Annotated in this window: 21 protein-coding genes; 15 read left to right on the plus strand and 6 right to left on the minus strand. The window is 72.2% G+C overall.

All coding sequences use genetic code 11. The features are described 5' to 3' along the window. The first annotated feature begins 1 nt into the window (after window position 1). The 8 genes from OHA89_RS29840 (at window position 2) to OHA89_RS29875 (ending at window position 8476) form a co-directional block, all read left to right on the plus strand. On the plus strand, window positions 2-1111 hold the full coding sequence (locus tag OHA89_RS29840) for a quinone-dependent dihydroorotate dehydrogenase (RefSeq protein ID WP_266610797.1): 1110 nt from the start codon (window positions 2-4) through the stop codon (window positions 1109-1111). After that, on the plus strand, window positions 1108-1950 hold the full coding sequence (gene pyrF, locus OHA89_RS29845; protein WP_215144280.1) for an orotidine-5'-phosphate decarboxylase: 843 nt from the start codon (window positions 1108-1110) through the stop codon (window positions 1948-1950). The genes OHA89_RS29840 and pyrF overlap by 4 nt, the downstream gene beginning before the upstream one ends. A gap of 321 nt (window positions 1951-2271) precedes the next feature. Beyond that, window positions 2272-2595 (plus strand): integration host factor, encoded by a 324-nt coding sequence (locus OHA89_RS29850; protein WP_008740406.1) that lies wholly within the window; start codon window positions 2272-2274, stop codon window positions 2593-2595. Window positions 2596-2656: 61 nt separating this feature from the next. Then, window positions 2657-3220, plus strand: a complete 564-nt coding sequence (gmk, locus tag OHA89_RS29855; RefSeq protein ID WP_215144278.1) for a guanylate kinase — start codon at window positions 2657-2659, stop codon at window positions 3218-3220. 73 nt (window positions 3221-3293) lie between these two features. After that, window positions 3294-3566: a DNA-directed RNA polymerase subunit omega gene (gene rpoZ, locus OHA89_RS29860; RefSeq protein WP_004948662.1), complete on the plus strand. Its 273-nt coding sequence runs from the start codon at window positions 3294-3296 to the stop codon at window positions 3564-3566. Window positions 3567-3667: 101 nt separating this feature from the next. Continuing rightward, window positions 3668-4882, plus strand: coding sequence for a bifunctional phosphopantothenoylcysteine decarboxylase/phosphopantothenate--cysteine ligase CoaBC (gene coaBC / locus OHA89_RS29865; RefSeq protein WP_257557208.1), 1215 nt, complete (start codon window positions 3668-3670; stop codon window positions 4880-4882). 194 nt (window positions 4883-5076) lie between these two features. After that, window positions 5077-6285, plus strand: coding sequence for a methionine adenosyltransferase (gene metK, locus OHA89_RS29870; protein WP_406367499.1), 1209 nt, complete (start codon window positions 5077-5079; stop codon window positions 6283-6285). A 142-nt stretch (window positions 6286-6427) separates the two neighbouring features. Next, window positions 6428-8476, plus strand: a complete 2049-nt coding sequence (locus OHA89_RS29875; protein ID WP_266612501.1) for a primosomal protein N' — start codon at window positions 6428-6430, stop codon at window positions 8474-8476. 140 nt (window positions 8477-8616) lie between these two features. Here OHA89_RS29875 and OHA89_RS29880 read toward each other — a convergent pair whose 3' ends face one another. Further along, window positions 8617-9135, minus strand: a complete 519-nt coding sequence (locus tag OHA89_RS29880; protein ID WP_215150845.1) for a hypothetical protein — start codon at window positions 9133-9135, stop codon at window positions 8617-8619. 250 nt (window positions 9136-9385) lie between these two features. Here OHA89_RS29880 and fmt point away from each other — a divergent pair, with 250 nt between their 5' ends. Together fmt and OHA89_RS29890 are read left to right on the plus strand one after the other, a co-directional pair. Continuing rightward, window positions 9386-10330: a methionyl-tRNA formyltransferase gene (fmt, locus tag OHA89_RS29885; protein WP_257557213.1), complete on the plus strand. Its 945-nt coding sequence runs from the start codon at window positions 9386-9388 to the stop codon at window positions 10328-10330. A 78-nt stretch (window positions 10331-10408) separates the two neighbouring features. Next, the gene (locus tag OHA89_RS29890; RefSeq protein WP_266610803.1) at window positions 10409-11872 is read left to right on the plus strand and encodes an RsmB/NOP family class I SAM-dependent RNA methyltransferase; all 1464 of its coding nucleotides are present in this window, start codon (window positions 10409-10411) and stop codon (window positions 11870-11872) included. 46 nt (window positions 11873-11918) lie between these two features. Here the strand turns inward: OHA89_RS29890 and OHA89_RS29895 are convergent, their stop codons facing one another. Beyond that, the gene (locus OHA89_RS29895) at window positions 11919-13130 is read right to left on the minus strand and encodes an MFS transporter (RefSeq protein WP_266612503.1); all 1212 of its coding nucleotides are present in this window, start codon (window positions 13128-13130) and stop codon (window positions 11919-11921) included. 213 nt (window positions 13131-13343) lie between these two features. Here OHA89_RS29895 and rpe point away from each other — a divergent pair, with 213 nt between their 5' ends. The 5 genes from rpe to OHA89_RS29920 all read left to right on the plus strand — a co-directional run bounded on the left by rpe (window position 13344) and on the right by OHA89_RS29920 (window position 16403). Next, window positions 13344-14030: a ribulose-phosphate 3-epimerase gene (gene rpe, locus OHA89_RS29900; RefSeq protein ID WP_215147922.1), complete on the plus strand. Its 687-nt coding sequence runs from the start codon at window positions 13344-13346 to the stop codon at window positions 14028-14030. Between the two features lie 105 nt (window positions 14031-14135). Further along, window positions 14136-15185: a sugar-binding transcriptional regulator gene (locus OHA89_RS29905; RefSeq protein ID WP_208948665.1), complete on the plus strand. Its 1050-nt coding sequence runs from the start codon at window positions 14136-14138 to the stop codon at window positions 15183-15185. An 81-nt stretch (window positions 15186-15266) separates the two neighbouring features. Beyond that, window positions 15267-15488, plus strand: coding sequence for a CarD family transcriptional regulator (locus tag OHA89_RS29910; RefSeq protein ID WP_215147924.1), 222 nt, complete (start codon window positions 15267-15269; stop codon window positions 15486-15488). 49 nt (window positions 15489-15537) lie between these two features. After that, window positions 15538-15978 carry a ribonuclease domain-containing protein gene (locus OHA89_RS29915; protein WP_266610808.1) on the plus strand — a complete coding sequence of 147 codons (441 nt, stop codon included), beginning with the start codon at window positions 15538-15540 and terminating at the stop codon, window positions 15976-15978. Further along, window positions 15975-16403 (plus strand): barstar family protein, encoded by a 429-nt coding sequence (locus tag OHA89_RS29920; RefSeq protein WP_257557232.1) that lies wholly within the window; start codon window positions 15975-15977, stop codon window positions 16401-16403. The genes OHA89_RS29915 and OHA89_RS29920 overlap by 4 nt, the downstream gene beginning before the upstream one ends. Window positions 16404-16540: 137 nt before the next feature. Here OHA89_RS29920 and OHA89_RS29925 read toward each other — a convergent pair whose 3' ends face one another. From OHA89_RS29925 to OHA89_RS29940, 4 genes are all read right to left on the minus strand, one after another. Then, window positions 16541-17017 carry a group II truncated hemoglobin gene (locus tag OHA89_RS29925; protein WP_215147931.1) on the minus strand — a complete coding sequence of 159 codons (477 nt, stop codon included), beginning with the start codon at window positions 17015-17017 and terminating at the stop codon, window positions 16541-16543. Window positions 17018-17019: 2 nt separating this feature from the next. Then, the gene (locus OHA89_RS29930) at window positions 17020-17343 is read right to left on the minus strand and encodes an antibiotic biosynthesis monooxygenase family protein (protein WP_215147933.1); all 324 of its coding nucleotides are present in this window, start codon (window positions 17341-17343) and stop codon (window positions 17020-17022) included. Window positions 17344-17415: 72 nt separating this feature from the next. After that, complete coding sequence (locus OHA89_RS29935; protein WP_257557234.1) at window positions 17416-17925, minus strand: hypothetical protein; 510 nt, start codon at window positions 17923-17925, stop codon at window positions 17416-17418. A gap of 60 nt (window positions 17926-17985) precedes the next feature. Beyond that, window positions 17986-19662 (minus strand): FAD-dependent oxidoreductase, encoded by a 1677-nt coding sequence (locus OHA89_RS29940; RefSeq protein WP_266612505.1) that lies wholly within the window; start codon window positions 19660-19662, stop codon window positions 17986-17988. Window positions 19663-19697: the final 35 nt, after the last annotated feature.

Genomic DNA, 19697 nt, shown 5'->3' on the forward strand with positions numbered 1-19697 from the left:
GATGTACAAACTGTTCTTCAACCTCGTCTTCAAGCGGATGGACCCGGAGCAGGCCCACTACCTGGCCTTCCGCTGGATCCGCCTGGCCGCCCGCACCCCCGTGCTGCGCACCTTCGTCGCGGCCGCCCTGGCCCCGCGCTACGAGGAGCTCCGCACCGAGGCCCTCGGCCTGCGCATGCACGGCCCCTTCGGCCTCGCCGCGGGCTTCGACAAGAACGCGGTCGCCATCGACGGGATGTCGATGCTCGGCTTCGACCACATCGAGATCGGTACCGTCACCGCCGAGGCGCAGCCGGGCAACCCCAAGAAGCGGCTGTTCCGGCTGGTGCCGGACCGCGCGCTGATCAACCGGATGGGCTTCAACAACGAGGGCTCGGCGGCCGTGGCGGCCCGCCTGGCCGCCCGTACGGCGGTCTTCAACACAGTCGTCGGCGTCAACATCGGCAAGACCAAGGTCGTGCCCGAGGGGGAGGCCGTGGCGGACTACGTCGCCTCGACCGAGCGCCTCGCCCGGCACGCCGACTACCTCGTCGTGAACGTCTCCTCGCCCAACACCCCCGGGCTGCGCAACCTCCAGGCGACCGAGTCGCTGCGCCCGCTGCTGTCGGCCGTACGCGAGGCCGCCGACCGGGTGGTGACGGACCGCAGGGTCCCGCTGCTGGTCAAGATCGCCCCGGACCTGGCCGACGAGGACGTCGACGCGGTCGCGGACCTGGCCCTGGAGCTCGGCCTGGACGGCATCATCGCGACGAACACCACCATCGCCCGCGAGGGCCTCGGGCTGACGTCCTCGCCCGAGCTGGTCAAGGAGACCGGCGGCCTGTCCGGCGCCCCGGTCAAGGCGCGCTCCCTGGAGGTCCTGCGCCGCCTGTACGCCCGTGTGGGGGACCGGCTGGTCCTCGTCGGCGTCGGGGGCATCGAGACCGCCGAGGACGCCTGGCAGCGGATCCTGGCCGGCGCGACGCTGGTGCAGGGCTACAGCGCCTTCATCTACGAGGGCCCGTTCTACGCCCGCGCCATCCACAAGGGCCTGGCGGCGCGCCTGGCCAACAGCCCGTACGCGACGCTTGCCGAAGCGGTGGGCGCCGAGACCCGAAAGGCCGCGAAGTGAGCACTGTGACCCCGTTCGGCACCCGCCTCCGCGAGGCGATGGACTCCCGCGGCCCGCTGTGCGTGGGCATCGACCCGCACGCGGCGCTGCTGGCGCAGTGGGGCCTGGACGACGACGTCGCGGGCCTGGAGCGGTTCTCCCGTACGGTCGTCGAGGCGCTGGCGGACTCGGTGGCGGTCTTCAAGCCGCAGGCGGCCTTCTTCGAGCGGTTCGGGTCGCGGGGTGTCGCGGTGCTGGAGCAGACGGTCGCGGACGCCCGTTCCGCGGGCGCGCTGGTCGTGATGGACGCGAAGCGGGGCGACATCGGCTCGACGATGGCGGCGTACGCCTCGGCCTTCCTTGACCCGGCCTCCCCGCTCTTCTCCGACGCGCTGACGGTGTCCCCGTACCTGGGCTACGGCTCGCTGGAGCCCGCGGTGGCGCTGGCGCGGGAGTCGGGGGCGGGGCTCTTCGTGCTGGCCCTGACCTCGAACCCGGAAGGGGCGGAGGTCCAGCGGGCGGTGCGGTCGGACGGCCGGTCGGTCGGGGCGACGATGCTGGCGCACCTGGCGGAGGAGAACAAGGGCGCCGAGCCCATGGGCTCCTTCGGGGCCGTGGTCGGCGCCACGCTGGGCGACCTGTCCTCCTTCGACCTGGACATCAACGGTCCGCTGCTGGCCCCCGGCATCGGCGCGCAGGGCGCGACGGCGGCCGACCTGCCGGCGGTCTTCGGCGCGGCCGTGCGCAACGTCGTCCCGAACGTGTCGCGGGGCGTCCTGAAGCACGGCCCGGACATCGCGGCCCTCCGCGCCAGCGCGGCCGCTTTCGCGGACGAAATCCGCGCGGCCGTCTCCGCTTAGCGCCCGCACGGTCGCCGCGGCACGCGGATTCGGCGCGTTCAAGGAGGCCGTCGGACGGGCTCATCGGAAGGTTTGACGAAATTCGAACGTCCTTCACCGGACAAAACAGGGGTATTTTGTCCGTGATGTACGGTTCAGTGGAGGCTGACCAGGACTTTTCGTCCGTTCTCGCTGACTGGAGCGGCCATGCCCGCTAGTCTCCGATCAGAGTGAACGAGCAGCGAACGAGTAATACCGCTGTTCGGGAGCTCGCCTGGTGTGGTGCCCTTGGGCTCCCCACCGGTCCGTATCCGACAGTTCGACATCCGAGGTGACGTAGGCGTGGCTCTTCCGCCCCTTACCCCTGAACAGCGCGCAGCCGCGCTCGAAAAGGCCGCCGCGGCTCGCCGGGAGCGGGCCGAGGTGAAGAATCGACTCAAGCACTCCGGCGCCTCCCTCCAGGAGGTCATCAAGACGGGCCAGGAGAACGACGTCATCGGCAAGATGAAGGTCTCCGCCCTGCTGGAGTCCCTGCCTGGCGTGGGCAAGGTGCGCGCCAAGCAGATCATGGAGCGCCTCGGCATCTCCGAGTCCCGGCGTGTCCGAGGTCTCGGTTCCAACCAGATCGCTTCTCTGGAGCGTGAGTTCGGCACCCCTGCCGGCTGACGCGTCGCCCGGAGTTCTTCCGGCGTTCTCATGCAGTCCCGGGAACCTGGATAATCGCTCTATGGCAGCAGAGGTTCGTCCGCGGCTGACCGTGCTCTCCGGCCCTTCGGGGGTCGGCAAGAGCACGGTCGTCGCGCATATGCGCAAGGTCCACCCGGAGGTATGGCTCTCGGTGTCGGCCACCACCCGCAAGCCGCGGCCCGGTGAGCGACACGGAGTCCATTACTTCTTCGTCAACGACGACGAGTTCGACAAGCTGATCGCCAATGGCGAGCTGCTGGAGTGGGCCGAATTCGCGGGCAACCGCTACGGCACACCCCGCGGCGCGGTACTGGAACGCCTGGACAACGGCGAGCCGGTACTGCTGGAGATCGACCTCCAGGGCGCACGGCTCGTCCGCGAGTCCATGCCCGACGCCCAGCTGGTCTTCCTGGCCCCGCCGAGCTGGGACGAACTGGTCCGCCGGCTGACCGGCCGGGGCACCGAATCGGCCGAGGTCATCGAGCGCAGGCTCGAGACGGCGAAGATCGAACTCGCTGCCGAATCCGAGTTCGACACCACCCTCGTCAACACCTCCGTCGAGGACGTAGCCCGTGAGCTGCTAGCCTTGATGAACGTTGTCTGATCGTCGATCGATGTTTCTGAGTCGATCAGTACCCGATCGCTTCGATCTTTTTCCCATCTTCGGAAGGTAGAGCGTGTCCTCTTCCATTACTGCGCCCGAGGGCATCATCAACCCGCCGATCGACGAGCTGCTCGAGGCCACGGACTCGAAGTACAGCCTCGTGATCTACGCGGCCAAGCGCGCGCGTCAGATCAACGCGTACTACTCGCAGCTCGGTGAGGGCCTGCTCGAGTACGTCGGCCCGCTGGTGGACACCCACGTCCACGAGAAGCCGCTTTCGATCGCGCTGCGCGAGATCAACGCGGGTCTGCTGACCTCCGAGGCCATCGAGGCCCCGGCTCAGTAAGGCACCGAGAATTCCTTTCACCACGGGCCCGGCAGAACATCTGCCGGGCCTGTGGTGTGTCATGGGTAGGTACGAGGATCAGAGCCGAAGGGGAGTGTGCGGTGGGTAAGCCGAAGGTCGTGCTGGGGGTGAGCGGCGGAATCGCCGCCTACAAGGCGTGCGAGCTGCTGCGCCGGCTGACCGAGTCCGGGCACGAGGTACGGGTGGTGCCCACGGCGGCCTCCCTGAACTTCGTCGGCGAGGCCACCTGGGCCGCGCTGTCCGGGAACCCCGCCTCCACCGAGGTGTGGGAGACCGTCCACGAGGTGCCGCACGTGCGCATCGGACAGTCCGCCGACCTCGTCGTGGTCGCCCCGGCCACCGCCGACATGCTGGCCAAGGCCGCCCACGGGCTGGCCGACGACCTGCTCACGAACACCCTGCTCACGGCCCGCTGCCCGGTGGTCTTCGCCCCCGCCATGCACACCGAGATGTGGGAGCACCCGGCCACCCAGGAGAACGTCGCCACGCTGCGGCGGCGCGGGGCCGTCGTCATCGAGCCCGCCGTGGGCCGGCTGACCGGCAAGGACACCGGCAAGGGCCGGCTGCCCGACCCCGAGGAGATCTTCGAGGTGTGCCGGGCCGTCCTGGCGCGCGGGGTGGCCGAGCCGGACCTCGCCGGACGACACGTGGTGATCAGCGCGGGCGGCACCCGCGAACCCCTGGACCCGGTCCGCTTCCTCGGCAACCGCTCCTCCGGCAAGCAGGGCTACGCCCTCGCCCGCACCGCCGTCGCGCGCGGTGCCCGGGTCACCCTCGTCGCGGCCAACACCGCGCTGGCCGACCCGGCCGGGGTGGACGTCGTACGCGTGGGGACGGCCGTCCAGCTGCGCGAGGCGGTCCTCAAGGCGGCCGCGGACGCCGACGTCGTGGTGATGGCCGCGGCAGTGGCCGATTTCCGGCCCGCCGAGTACGCGGGCGGGAAGATCAAGAAGAAGGACGGGCAGGAGCCCGCGCCGGTCGCCCTCGTGCGCAACCCCGACGTCCTCGCGGAGGTCTCGGCCGACCGGGCCCGGGTGGGGCAGGTCGTCGTGGGATTCGCCGCCGAGACCGACGACGTCCTCGCCAACGGCCGTGCCAAGCTCCGGCGCAAGGGGTGCGACCTCCTGGTCGTGAATGAGGTCGGCGAGAGCAAGACCTTCGGTTCGGAGGAGAACGAGGCAGTGATCCTGGCCTCGGACGGATCCGAGACGCCCGTCCCCCATGGTCCGAAGGAAGCCCTCGCCGACGTGGTGTGGGATCAGGTCGCGGCGCGCCTTCCGGCGCGACGCGCCTGACGGAGTCCCTTCTCCTTGCCACATCCGTGCGCCAGAATGGAGTGCCGCAGGTCACACGGCTCCCATAAGGCGAGACGGGTGGACCGGTGAACGGTGGCAACCGATAAACTGCATTCGGAACGTGATCAGGCGCAGCCTCTGGTGTGGTTCCAACAAATGATCAGCCAGCAGCCGCTGCAACCCCAGGGAGCGTTGTGTCCCGTCGTCTGTTCACCTCGGAGTCCGTCACCGAGGGCCACCCTGACAAGATCGCTGACCAGATCAGCGACACGATCCTCGACGCGCTCCTCACCGAGGACCCGACCTCCCGCGTCGCCGTCGAGACCCTCATCACGACCGGTCTCGTGCACATCGCCGGCGAGGTGACGACGAAGGCGTACGCGCCGATCGCGCAGCTCGTCCGCGACAAGATCCTCGAGATCGGTTACGACTCCTCGAAGAAGGGCTTCGACGGCGCCTCCTGTGGCGTCTCGGTGTCCATCGGTGCGCAGTCCCCGGACATCGCGCAGGGTGTCGACACCGCCTACGAGAAGCGTGTCGAGGGCGACGAGGACGAGCTGGACAAGCAGGGTGCCGGCGACCAGGGCCTGATGTTCGGCTACGCCTGCGACGAGACCCCCGAGCTGATGCCGCTCCCGATCCACCTGGCGCACCGGCTCTCCAAGCGGCTGTCCGAGGTCCGCAAGAACGGGACCATCCCGTACCTGCGCCCCGACGGCAAGACCCAGGTCACCATCGAGTACGACGGGGACAAGGCCGTCCGCCTGGACACCGTGGTCGTCTCCTCGCAGCACGCCTCGGACATCGACCTGGACTCGCTGCTCGCTCCCGACATCCGCGAGTTCGTCGTCGAGCACGTGCTGGCCCAGCTCGTCGAGGACGGCATCAAGCTGGACACCGAGGGCTACCGGCTGCTGGTGAACCCGACCGGCCGCTTCGAGATCGGCGGCCCGATGGGCGACGCGGGCCTGACCGGCCGCAAGATCATCATCGACACGTACGGCGGCATGGCCCGCCACGGCGGCGGGGCCTTCTCCGGCAAGGACCCGTCCAAGGTCGACCGCTCCGCCGCCTACGCCATGCGCTGGGTGGCGAAGAACGTGGTCGCCGCCGGTCTGGCCTCGCGCTGCGAGGTCCAGGTCGCGTACGCGATCGGCAAGGCCGAGCCCGTCGGCCTGTTCGTCGAGACCTTCGGCACCGCCAAGGTGGAGACGCAGAAGATCGAGGACGCCATCGGCGAGGTCTTCGACCTCCGCCCGGCCGCGATCATCCGCGACCTCGACCTGCTGCGCCCGATCTACGCCCAGACCGCCGCCTACGGCCACTTCGGCCGCGAGCTGCCGGACTTCACCTGGGAGCGCACCGACCGCGTCGACGCGCTGCGCGCGGCCGCCGGTCTCTGAGCACCACCGTTCGTGACGAGCGGCCCCGGACCTCGCGGTCCGGGGCCGCTCGCACGTCCGGCTGTCAGTGCGGTTTGGTAAGAATGCTGGTGTGAGCAGCGCGAACGATCCCCCGCCGGAGCAGCTGGCGCTGATCCGGGAGATGGTCGCCGAGGCGAAGGCCAAGGCGCCCAAGGCGAAGCCCCGCACCTGGCGCGGGGCCGCCGTCGCCGAGGAACTTCCCGTTGCCCGCGTCCTCGTGAACAAGGGCGTGCTCCACCTCGACCGGCTCTTCGACTACGCCGTCCCCGCCGAACTCTCCGAGTCCGCCCAGCCCGGCGTCCGCGTCCGGGTCCGCTTCGGCGCCGGCTCCCACCGGGTGCACGGCGGCCGCCGGGAGGGCGGCGGGCTCATCGACGGCTTCATCGTCGAGCGGCGCGCCGAGTCCGACTACAACGGAGCCCTCGCCGCCCTCGCCCAGGTCGTCTCGCCCGAGGTGGTGCTCGGCCCGCGGATGCTGGCCCTGGCCCGGGCCGTCGCCGACCGGTACGCCGGCAGCCTGGCCGACGTACTCCAGCTCGCCCTGCCTCCGCGCAACGCCCGCGCCGAGGCCAAGCCCTCACCGGAGCCGCTGCCCCCGCCCGCCGCGCCCGAGCCCGGCGGCTGGCAGCGGTACGGGTCCGGGCCCGCCTTCCTGCGCGCCCTGTCCACCGGCGCCGCCCCGCGCGCCGTCTGGACCGCCCTGCCCGGCCCCGGCTGGGCCGAGGAGCTGGCCCGCGCCATCGCCGCCACCCTCGCCTCCGGGCGCGGGGCGCTCGCCGTGGTCCCCGACGGGCGCACCGCCGCCCGCCTGGACACGGCGCTCACCGCTCTGCTCGGCGAAGGGCGGCACGCGCTGCTGACCGCCGAGTCCGGGCCGGAGAAGCGCTACCGCGAGTGGCTCGCCGTGAGCCGGGGCTCGGTGCGGGCCGTCGTCGGCACCCGGGCGGCGATGTTCGCCCCCGTACGCGACCTCGGGCTGGTCGCCGTCTGGGACGACGGGGACTCCAGCCACAGCGACGACCGCGCCCCCTTCCCGCACGTCCGCGAGGTACTGGAACTGCGCGCGGTCACCGACGGCTGCGGGTTCCTGGCCGGGAGCACGAGCTGCACCGTGGAGGCCGCCCAGCTCGTCGAGTCCGGGTGGGCGCGGCCGCTGGTCGCGGACCGGGAGACGGTGCGCCAGTACGCCCCGCGGATCCGGACGGTGGGCGACGAACTGCTGGCCCGCGACGGGGCGGCCCGGGCCGCGCGCCTGCCGAGCCTGGCGTGGGAGACCGTACGGGAGGGGCTCAAGACCGGGCCCGTACTGGTCCAGGTGCCGCGGCGGGGCTACGTGCCCCGGCTGGCGTGCGAGCGGTGCCGTACGCCGGCCCGCTGCACGGTCTGCGCCGGGCCGCTGGAGGCCCCCGACGAGCGGGACCTCCAGTGCGGCTGGTGCGGGCGGCCCGAGCCGTCCTGGCACTGCGAGGAGTGCGGGTCGTTCCGGCTGCGGGCCCAGGTGGTCGGCGCGCGGCGGACGGCCGAGGAACTGGGGCGGGCCTTCCCGGCCGTGCCCGTACGGACGTCCGGGCGCGACCACGTCCTGGACGAGGTGCCGGACCGGCCGGCGCTGGTGGTGTGCACCCCCGGGGCGGAGCCGGTCGCGGCGGGCGCCGGGTACGCGGCGGCGTTGCTGCTCGACGGCTGGGCCATGCTGACCCGGCCCGACCTGCGGGCCGGGGAGGACGCGCTGCGGCGCTGGATCGCCGCCGCCTCGCTGGTACGGGGGGAGGGGCAGGTCGTCGTGGTCGCCGAGCCGACGCTGCGGCCGGTGCAGGCGCTGGTGCGGTGGGATCCGGTGGGCCATGCCGTACGGGAGCTCGCGGAGCGGGCCCAGCTCGGGTTCCCGCCGGTGTCCCGGATGGCGGCGGTGGCCGGCCGGGGCGAGGTCGTGGAGGCCTTCCTGGCCGGGGCCGGGCTGCCGCCGGACGCGGAGATCCTCGGCCCGGTGCCGCTGGTGGGGCGGCGGGGGGAGGCCAGTCCCGGGGAGCGGGCGCTGGTCCGGGTCCCGCCGGGCAGCGGGGCGGCCTTGGCGGCGGCCCTCAAGTCGGCGCAGGCGGCCCGTATGGCACGGGGACTCCCGGCGTCGGAGTCGGTCCGGGTCCGCATCGACCCGCTGGACATCGGCTGAGGGGTCGCCCTGCGTGCGCTGCGCGCCCGTGCCCTCACACGGCGACGGGCTGGACTGCGCTGTGCGCGATCCAGCCCGTCGGTGTTCGAGGCGGGGAGTCTCCCAGGCCGTCGGGGGTCGGCGTCCCGGCGGCGGGAGGGTCAGCCGTTGCGCGGGCCGGGGAAGGCCGGGGAGCGGGGGCCCGACACGGCCTGGGACTCCTCGCGCAAGGGCTGCGGCGGCACCGAGCGGGCGGCCGGGATCGTGGGCAGCGGGCCCATGGTCCGGGTGGTCGTCGCCTCGGCCGCCGGCTCCGCGGACTCGGCGGCCTGCGCACGCCGCGCACCGTAACGCCGGTGTACGGCCTGCTTGGTGACGCCCAGCGCCGAGCCGACGGCGTCCCACGAGAAGCCGAGTGAGCGGTCGAAGTCCACGGCGGCGGTGACCAGCGTCTCGACGCTGTCCCGGAGTTCCTGCGCGAGGCGGACGGTGGGCGCGGGCGCCCGGCCGTAGACGACGAAGCCCGTGGAGGGACCGGAGCGGCGGGGGCGGTACACATTGCCGAGCTGGGCGGTGAGCGTACGCAGGGCATCCACCTGCCGGCGAACCCGCTCGATGTCCCGCACCAGCAGGTGCAGGCTGGCCCGGGCTTGGGCGTCGTGGGTGGCGTGGTCGGCCATGAAGAAGCCTCTCGAACCGGTGCTGAAGGGCGGTCGGGCCGCAGAAACCGTTCGCGGCGCGGCCCGTTTTGGTCAATCTCTCTTGACCAACGCGCCACCCGGCGCCCAGGTCACGCTCTGGGGGCGTGTCGGCATATGCGAGAGGCGCGTGTGTGTACGTACGCCCCCTTCCGGTCACCGGTGGGGCGCCCGGCCAACGCCCCATAGACTGGTGCGCTGCTGACAGCCGAGATAGCGAGGTAGGACCCCAGTGAAGCTCGTCTTCGCAGGCACCCCCGAGGTCGCCGTGCCCGCCCTGGACGCCCTCATCGCCTCCGGGCGGCACGAGGTCGCCGCCGTCGTCACCCGGCCCGACGCACCCGCCGGCCGCGGGCGCCGGCTCGTCGCCAGCCCGGTCGCCGAGCGCGCCGAGGAAGCCGGGATCGAGGTGCTCAAGCCCGTCCGGCCGCGCGACCCCGAGTTCCAGGCCCGGCTGCGCGAGATCGGCCCGGACTGCTGCCCGGTCGTCGCCTACGGGGCGCTGATCCCCAAGAGCGCCATCGAGATCCCCAGGCACGGGTGGGTCAACCTGCACTTCTCGCTGCTGCCCGCCTGGCGCGGTGCCGCGCCCGTACAGCACTCGATCATGGCGGGGGACCAGGTCACCGGCGCCTCCACCTTCCAGATCGAGGAAGGCCTGGACTCCGGCCCGGTCTACGGGATCCTGACCGAGGAGGTCCGGCCGACCGACACCAGCGGCGACCTGCTCACCCGGCTCGCCTTCGCCGGCTCCGGACTGCTGGCCGCCACCATGGACGGCATCGAGGACGGCACCCTGCGCGCCGTCGAGCAGCCCGTCGACGGGATCTCCCTCGCCCCCAAGATCACCGTGGAGGACGCCCGGATCGACTGGACCGCCCCGGCGATGCGCGCGGACCGCGTCGTGCGCGGCTGCACGCCGGCGCCGGGCGCGTGGACCGTCTTCCGCGGGGAGCGCCTCAAGCTGATCTCGGTGGGCCTGGTGCCGGACCGCACCGACCTCGCGCCGGGTGTGCTGGCCCCGGCCAAGAACAACGTCTACGTCGGAACCGGCTCGCACGCCGTGGAACTGCTGTGGGTCCAGCCCCAGGGCAAGAAGCCGATGCGGGGCGCCGACTGGGCCCGAGGGGTGCGGATCGCTCCCGGCGAGCGCGTCGGCGGGGCCGACGTAGGCTGATCCCAGCCGGTTCCTCCCCGGCCGATTCGCATACTCGTACGCAGTCGAAGCACCTCGTAAACCCGGAGCACCTTTCACGTGAGCGAACAGCCCCGTCGCCGACCCGCCGCCGGAGCGGGAGGCAAGCAGGCCAAGCCGTACCGCCGACCGCAGAAGGACCCCGTCCGGATGCTGGCCTTCGAGGTGCTGCGGGCGGTGGACGAGCGCGACGCCTACGCGAACCTCGTGCTGCCGCCGCTGCTGCGCAAGGCCCGCCAGACGGAGGGCTTCGAGGCGCGGGACGCGGCGCTGGCCACCGAGCTGGTCTACGGGACGCTGCGCCGGCAGGGCACGTACGACGCGGTCATCAAGGCCTGCATCGACCGCCCGCTGCGGGAGGTCGACCCGCCCGTGCTGGACGTGCTCTCGCTCGGCGCGCACCAGCTGCTCGGGACCCGCATCCCCACGCACGCGGCCGTCTCCGCGAGCGTGGAGCTGGCCCGCGTGGTGCTCGGGGACGGGCGCGCGAAGTTCGTGAACGCCGTGCTGCGCAAGATCTCCGCGCACGACCTGGACGGCTGGCTGGAGCGGGTCGCGCCGCCGTACGAGGACGACGCCGAGGAGCACCTCGCGGTGTACCACTCGCACCCGCGGTGGGTGGTCAGCGCCCTGTGGGACGCGCTGGGCGGCGGGCGCGCCGGGATCGAGGACCTGCTGGAGGCCGACAACGAGCGGCCCGAGGTCACGCTGGTGGCGCGGCCGGGGCGGTCCACCCCCGAGGAGCTGCTGGAGGCGGTGGGCGAGGAGTCGGCGCTGCCCGGCCGCTGGTCCCCGTACGCGGTACGGATGGCCGAGGGCGGCGAGCCGGGCGCGCTGGAGGCCGTGCGCGACGGGCGCGCGGGTGTCCAGGACGAGGGCAGCCAGCTGGTGGCGATGGCCCTGGCGGCGGTGCCGGTCGAGGGCCGCGACGAGCGCTGGCTGGACGGCTGCGCGGGCCCCGGCGGCAAGGCGGCGCTGCTCGCGGCGCTGGCGGCGCAGCGCGGCGCGTTCCTGCTGGCCTCCGAGAAGCAGCCGCACCGGGCGCGCCTGGTGGAGCACGCGCTGGCGGGCAACCCCGGCCCGTACCAGGTCATCGCGGCGGACGGCACCCGGCCGCCGTGGCTGCCGGGCTCCTTCGACCGCGTCCTGATGGACGTCCCGTGCTCCGGCCTGGGCGCGCTGCGCCGCCGCCCCGAGGCCCGGTGGCGCCGCCGCCCGGAGGACCTGGAGGGCTTCGCGCCGCTCCAGCGCGGGCTGCTGCGGGAGGCGTTGTCGGCGGTGCGGGTGGGCGGCGTCGTCGGCTACGCGACCTGCTCGCCGCACCTGGCGGAGACGCGGGTGGTCGTGGACGACGTCCTGAAGGGCCGCGGCGCGGCCGCGACCCCGGTATCGGCCGAACTGATCGACGCCAGGCCGTTCATGTCGGGCGTCCCGGGCCTGGGCGACGGACCGGACGTCCAGCTGTGGCCGCACCTGCACGGCACGGACGCGATGTACCTGGCACTGCTGAGGCGCACGGCGTAGGCGCGTTTCGCGGGGGGCGGGGAGTCCCGCCCCCCGCCCCCCGCAGTCACACCGCCATCCGCCGTCCCCGGATCGGTGACAGTGCCACCGGCAGGAACGACACCGCCAGGATCGCCGCGCCCGTCCACAGGGTCGTGTGCAGCGTGGTGAGTTCCGCCAGGAGGCCCGAGGCCGCCGCACCCAGGGCGATGGCGCCCGTCAGCATGAAGCGGAAAGTGGCGTTCATGCGGCCCAGCAGGGGGTCCGGGGTCAGGTGTTGGCGGAGGCTGACCCCGAGGACGTTGTCCGAGCCGATCTTCATGCTGGACACCATCCAGCCGGCGCCCGCGAGCCACAGCCACGGGCCGTGGTCCAGCAGCGGTACCAGCAGCGCCGCCGGCGTCAGGCTCAGCAGCAGGGCGCGGCCGTAGCCCACGCGCGCCGCGAAGGGGCGGGCCAGCCGGGCGCCCAGGAGCAGCCCCGCACCGCCCGCCGCCCAGAACAGGCCCAGCGAGGCGGGGGAGAGGCCCAGCTCCCGTACGAAGAGCACCGGCAGCATGGCGTTGACGATCGAGCCGCCCAGGTTGGTCAGGCCGGCGGCCAGGGCCAGGGCGCGCAGTTCGGGGTGGCCCAGCACGTGCCGCAGGCCCTCCCCGATCTGGGACCGCAAGGACGTACGGACGCCTCCGGGCGGGGCCGGGGCGGGCCGGATCCGGGTGAGGCGGAGCGCCGAGACGAGGTACGCGGCCGAGGAGCAGGCCAGTGCGAACGGGGCGGTGAGTGCGGCGATCAGTACGCCGCCCACGCCGCGTCCGGCGATGTTGGCGGCGGCCATGAGCGTCACCATGGCCGCGTTCGCCCGGACCAGGCCGCCCCGGCCGACCAGCTGGGGCAGCACGCTCTGCGAGCCCACGTCCGAGAACACGGTCGCGCAGCCGTTCAGGAGGACGACCAGGTAGAGCTGGGTCAGGGTCAGCGCGTCCAGCCACCACGCGAGCGGGAGCGAGGCGAAGAGGGCCGCCCGGGCGAGGTCCGCCGCGATCAGTACGCCGCGGGTGCGCATCCGGTCGACCCAGGCGCCGGCCGGCAGGCCGATCAGCAGGAAGGCGAGCGTGGCCAGCGCGGCGAGGGTGCCGACCTGCGCGGGGGAGGCGTCGAGGGAGGTGAGGGCGAGCAGCGGGACGGCCACGTGGCCGGTGTTGGTGCCGAGCTGGTTGAGCGTGGCGGCGCCGAAGAGGGTACGGAAGTCCCGGCTGCCCCAGGGAGAGGAGGGGCGGATGACCTCTTCCGGGGCCGGTGCGGCCGGCTTCCGGGAGTCCCCGGGATGCCGACCCGGCCGCTCGTGGGGCATGGATGTCATGGACAGAACCGTGCCGAAGGCGACCTCGCAGGACAAGTGAAATGTTCTCCATGATCACTTTAGCTGCGCTACGCGGCGCGTGACTTCCGGGGTCGTGGCCGGAACCGTGTGGAGGCATGGCACGCTTGGGGCATGGCCGCTCAGATTTATCCCAGCATCCTGTCCGCCGACTTCGCCCGACTCGCCGAGGAGGCGAAGGCGGTCGAGGGAGCCGACTGGCTGCATGTCGACGTCATGGACAACCACTTCGTCCCCAACCTCACCCTCGGGATGCCGATCGTGGAGTCCCTGAGCAGGGCCACGGACATTCCGCTGGACCTCCACCTGATGATCGCGGACCCGGACCGCTGGGCCCCGCAGTACGTCGAGGCGGGCGCCGGGTCGGTCACCTTCCACGCCGAGGCCGCGGCGGCCCCGGTGCGGCTCGCGCGGGAGATCCGGGCGAAGGGCGCGCGGGCGTCCATGGCCCTCAAGCCCGCGACGCCGATCGAACAGTACGAGGACATCCTCCCCGAGCTCGACATGCTGCTGATCATGACGGTCGAGCCGGGCTTCGGAGGCCAGCCCTTTCTCGACATCATGCTGCCCAAGATCCGCCGCACCAGGGAGCTGATCGCCAAGCACGGTCTGGAGCTCTGGCTCCAGGTGGACGGCGGGGTCTCGGCCTCGACGATCGAACGCTGTGCCGAGGCCGGCGCCGACGTCTTCGTCGCGGGCAGTGCGGTCTACGGCGCCGTCGATCCGGCCGCCGCCGTGAGCACGCTGCGTGAGCAGGCGGACGCGGCGATCTCCGTGGCGCCCTGGGCTTGCGACCACTGAGCCAAGCGTTGGTGAACAGCTCGATGAACGGAAGCTGTCCAGGCTGATCAACGGCCGTCGGATCTGACAGGATGAACGGCGAGTCGAGAGTGTGAACACGAGAGTGTGAACAGCAGTGAGGAGAACGCGGTGTCTGCAATGTCGGCGGGACGGTCAGCCCTGCGGATGGGACCCGCGGAGCTGGTACAGGCGGCGGCCATGGCGCGCCGCTTCTACCTCGAGGGCAAGTCCAAGATCCAGATCGCCGAGGAGTTCGGCGTGAGCCGCTTCAAGGTGGCCCGGGTCCTGGAGACCGCCCTCGAACGCGACCTCGTACGGATCGAGATCCGGGTGCCGGCCGAACTGGACGCGGAGCGGTCGGACGCGCTCAGGGCCCGGTACGGGCTGCGGCACGCCGTCGTGGTGGAGTCGCCCGCCGACGCCACCGAGGACGCGCCCGATCCGGAGAACCTGGGCGCGGTCGCCGCCGATCTGCTGGGCGAGCTGGTCAACGAGGGCGACGTACTGGGCCTGGCGTGGGGACGGTCGACCATTCACATGGCCGCCTCCCTGCACCGGCTGCCGCCGTGCACCGTGGTGCAGCTGACCGGTGTGTACGACGCGGGGACCGCCGAGCGCGGGTCCGTGGAGGCCGTACGGCGTGCCGCGCAGGTCTCCGGCGGGGACGCCCACCCGATCTACGCGCCGATGCTGCTGCCCGACCCGGCGACCGCGGCCGCGCTGCGCAGCCAGACCGGGATCGCGCGTGCCTTCGAGTACTTCGACAAGGTGACGGTCGCCGCCGTCTCCATCGGGTCGTGGGAGCCGGGCATCTCCACCGTCCACGACATGCTGACGGACGAGGAGCGGGCCCACTATGCCTCGCTGGGCGTGGCGGCCGAGATGTCGGCCCACCTGTTCGACTCCGAGGGGCGGCGGGTCGGCCGGGACCTCGGCGAGCGGTGCATCACCGTCGAGGCCGACCGGCTGCGGCGGATCCCCGAGGTCGTGGCGATCGCGGGCGGGCTGCGCAAGGCCTCCGCGATCGGGGCGGTGCTGCGGTCGGGGCTGGTGACCAGCCTGGTCACGGACACGGCGGTCGCCGACTACCTGCTGACCGAGTCGGCCCCCGGGCTGCGGCCGGCGCTCGAGCGGGCGGATCCGGACGACCTGTAGGCGCCGCTGGTGCGGATGGTGCCGGAATTGAGATCCGAACGGCGGACCGCACGGCGGCTTGCTGGGCGCATACTGGTTCCAATGACAAAGTCAGCAGTACCTCGCCGCCATTTGCCGTCCAGCCCGTTCAAGGCCCCCGTGGAACAGCCCATCCGGCAGTTCAGCGTCGGCGACCGGGTTACTCACGATGAGCACGGCCTCGGCCGTGTCGTCGGAATCGAGGAGGGGATCGCTGTTCTCGTCGACTTCGGGTCGGTCCAGAAACGAGTCCTGAGCCCATACACCAAGATGGCCGCGCTCTGAGGCCACCGGGCGATTCGCGAGCGAATCGGATATTTGGCACGATCGGTGCATGATCTTTCGGAACGTGCCCCGATCGTTGCTGCGTTTGCTGGGGGCCGTGTTCCTGTGCGCCGCGCTGGTCGGTGCGGTGGGCTGCGGCGGGAAGGACCCCGCGTCACCTGTCGCGGCCAGTTCCCGTGCCGTCCCCGGTGCCGCTCCTTCGTGGGCGAAGGGGATGGCGACCGTACGGGCCGACGCGCTGCCGCAGCAGGCCCGGGACGTGCTCGCGCTCATCGACAAGGGCGGGCCGTATCCGTACCGCCAGGACGGGACGGTCTTCGGGAACTTCGAGAAGATCCTGCCCAAGCAGAAGCGCGGCTATTACCACGAGTTCACGGTGAGGACGCCGGGGGAACGGGACCGCGGGGCCCGGCGGATCGTGACGGGTGAGGGTGGGGAGTTCTTCTACACGGACGACCACTACGACACCTTCAAGGCGGTTCTCCGATGACCCTGGACCCGCAGCCGCTCGCCCCTGCGCTCGCCGCCGCCGAAGCCGCCGGGTGGACGGCCCTAAGGCTGGACCTGGACGGCGTACGGGGGAAGGCCGAGCTGATGCGGCGTTGCGGGGACGCCCTGCGGCTGCCGGAGTGGTTCGGGGGGAACTGGGACGCGCTGGCCGATTCGCTCCGGGACCTGTCGTGGTTGCCGGACGCCGCGGGGCGGCTGGTGGCCGTGACCTCGTGGCGGGGCTTCGCCGATGCGCGGCCGGGTGACTGGGAGGTCCTGGTCGAGATCCTCGAGGAGGCCGTCGATTTCTGGCGGGAGGCCGAGGGGGCTGCGCCGCCGCTGACCGTGCTGCTCGCCGAGTCCGGGCCCGGGCCGGTTGCCGGGGCTCCGCCCCGGACCCCGCGCCTCAAGCGCCGGCGGGGCTGAAAGAATCGGGGCTCCGCCCCGGACTCCGCGCCTCAAACGCCGGCGAGGCTGGATGTGCGCCGGCCGGGCTGAAAAGACCTGGGGCTCCGCCCCAGACCCCGCGGATCGTGCCCGGTGGGGCTGGGGCGGTCGCCTTGTCAGGAGGTCGGGGTCTTCGGGACCCACGGGGGAGTTTGGCCCCAGGACCAGACCGGGATCTTGGCCGCGTCCACCGGCGGCGGGTTGGGGCCCGAGTAGATCAGGGCCATGCGGGTGCCCCACTCGATGTAGTAGACGAACACCGCGCGGAACTCGGGGTCCGTCGGGAGGCCGACCTCGTCCGCCGTGTCCAGGAGCAGGTCCACCCAGCGGCGGCGCTGCTTCTCGGTGATGGCGCGGCCCAGGTGCTTGGTGGCCATGTGCTGGTGGCCGCCGTGGTGGGCGGAGTAGTCCGACGGGCCGCCGAAGACCTCCGACAGCCAGACCGCGACGTGCTGCGGGTGCTCGGAGTCCATGCCGGCGAAGACCGGGGCCAGGATCTCGTCCTGCAGGGCGTGGCCGTAGAAGGCGTCGGTGAGGCGGTTCATCGCCTCCGCGCCGCCCATCCACTCGTAGATGGTGGGTGTCGTGCTCATGGTTACCCTGCGGCCTTTCCTGTTCCGACGACGGACGTCACGAGGTAGTGCTGCATCTCCTCGATGGCCGTCACGTACGGCCGGATCGCGCTGAAGAAGGCGGGGAAGTGCTCGCCCTTGCGGAAGCCGTTGAGGTGGGCGTCGACCGAGGTCCAGCGGATACGGAGGATGTAGCGCTCCTTCTCCTCCTCGCAGCGGGCCAGTTCGTAGTCGATGCACTCGGGCGAGGCGGCCAGGGCCTCGGCCGCCCGGGTGTACGCGTCCTCGAAGGCCTGCTGGTCGTCTAATGCGATCCGGTAGCGGATGTATTCGACGGTGGTGGTCATGGTGCGTGCCTCTCCCTGGATGGTGGTCGTGGCCAGCCTTACGGGATCATGCGTGCCCGTGGGGGGATTGCGTTATTCGGACTCGGACTTCCTGGAGTCCGTGCTCTCCGCCACGTCCGGGCCCTGTGCACGGACCTGGTGGACCTTGTCCAGGGAGTCGCGCAGTTCCGTCAGCCAGGTGTCGGTGTTGGCCCCCACCAGGCGGACGCACCAGGCGAGGGCGTCGGCCCGGCTGCGGGCCACGCCGCCGGCGACCAGGGTGTCGAGGACCTGGCGTTCGGACTGGCGCAGGCGGGTCATGACCGGGACGGCGAGGTGGGTGAAGAGGGTCGTCTCCTCACCCGCCCGCACGCCCCAGGCGACCTTGCGGCGGTAGAGCTCCTCGGCCTCGCGGGCCACTTCGATGCGCTGTTCGCGGGTGCGTTCGCGGAACGCCTTGACCGACTCGGTCGCCGGGACGGTGCCGACGACCGTGATCTCCTCGCGGTCGGCCGTGACCGACACGAGGGACTCGTACACGTCCACCGGCAGGCGCTCGGCGAACCACGCGCGGAGCTGTTCGCTCTGTTCGGCTGTAATCATGTAATCAACGTTGCATCCGATACCTTCTTGATCGCAAGGCGTTCGCGGTCGCGTTCGCTCTCAGCCCATCGAGCGGTAGCGGTGGATCAGCGAGACGGCCATCGCGCCCTCGCCGACGCCCGACGCGACCCGCTTCACCGAGTGGGCGCGGACGTCGCCCGCCGCGAAGACACCGGGGACGCTGGTCTCCAGCGGGTAGGGGGCGCGCTCCAGGCTCCACTCCGCCGGGAGCTCGCCGCCGTTCGCGATCAGGTCCGAGCCGGTGAGTACGAAGCCGTACTCGTCGCGCTCGACGACGCCCGAGAGCCAGTCGGTGTGCGGGCGGGCGCCGATGAAGGTGAACATGAAGCGGGCCGGGACCTCGGTGTCCTCGCCCGTCGCCGAGTCGTGCAGGGTCAGCCGTTCCAGGTGCTCCTCGCCGTCCAGCCGGAGCACCGTCGTACGGACCCTGACCTCGATGTTCGGGGTGCGGTCGATCTCGTCGATCAGGTAGCGGGACATGCTCGCGTCCAGGGAGTCCGCGCGGACCAGGATCGTCACGCGGGCGGCGTACTTGGCGAAGTGCACCGCGGCCTGGCCGGCCGAGTTGGCCCCGCCCACGATGAACACGTGCTGCGAGATGCAGGCCGAGCTCTCCGTGGTCGCCGCGCCGTAGTACAGGCCCGCCCCCTCGAAACGGTCCGCGCCGGGGGCCTCGAGGCGGTTGTACGAGACCCCGGTGGCCAGGAGGACCGTCTCGGCGGAGATCTCCGTGCCGTCGGCCAGCGTCAGGATCTTCGCCGGGTCGTCGCGGGTCAGCGAGACGACCTCCACCGGGTGCAGGATCTCGGCGCCGAACCGGGAGGCCTGGATGGTGGCGCGGCGGGTCAGGTCGCTGCCCGAGAGGCCCGACGGGAAGCCCAGGTAGTTCTCGATCAGGCTGGAGGTGCCGGCCTGGCCGCCCGGGGCGCGGGAGTCCAGCATCAGCGTCGACAGGCCCTCGGAGGCCGAGTAGACCCCGGCCGCCAGGCCCGCCGGGCCCGCTCCGACGATGACGCACTCGTAGTGCGGGCGGGAGGCGGTGGTGATCAGGCCCAGGTGCTGTGCGAGCTGGGTGTCGGTCGGGGCGGAGAGCACCGCTCCGTCCGGGAAGCGGACGAGCGGGAGCGCGGCGTCGGGCTGGCCGGCGATCAGGGTCAGCGCCTCGGGGTCCCGTTCCACGTTGAGGAAGCGGAACGGCTGGCCGTTGCGGGTGAAGAAGTCCCGCACGGCGTGGGTGCCCGGGGAGACCAGGTGGCCGGCGACGATGATCCCGTCGTACGCGGGCCGGTAGGTGGCCAGCCAGTCCGACAGCAGGTCGTCCAGGACCGGGAAGAGCCGCTCGTGCGGCGGGTCCCACGGCTTGAGCAGGTAGTAGTCCAGTCGGACCCGGTTGATGGCGGTGATCGCCGCGTCCGTCTCCGCGTACGCGGTCAGCAGCACGCGACGGGCGTCCGGGAAGCGGCTGACCGCCTCCAGCAGGAACTCGACGCCGGTGACGTCGGGCATCCGCTGGTCCACGAGGAACAGCGCCGGGTCGTGGCCGCGTTCGTCGAGGGAGTCCAGGATCTTCAGGGCGTCGGCGGCCGAGGAGGCGCCGAGCACCCGGTAACGGTCTCCGTAGGCGCTGCGCAGGTCGCGGCGCACCGCGCGCAGCACCTGCGGGTCGTCGTCCACGGCCAGGATGACGGGCTTGCGGTTCTCCGCGCGCTCGGTCACGGCCGCGGTCACGGCGGCCGCGCTCTCGGGGGCCG

It is taken from the genome of Streptomyces sp. NBC_01546 (assembly GCF_045208355.1).
In the GTDB taxonomy this organism is placed as follows: domain Bacteria; phylum Actinomycetota; class Actinomycetes; order Streptomycetales; family Streptomycetaceae; genus Streptomyces.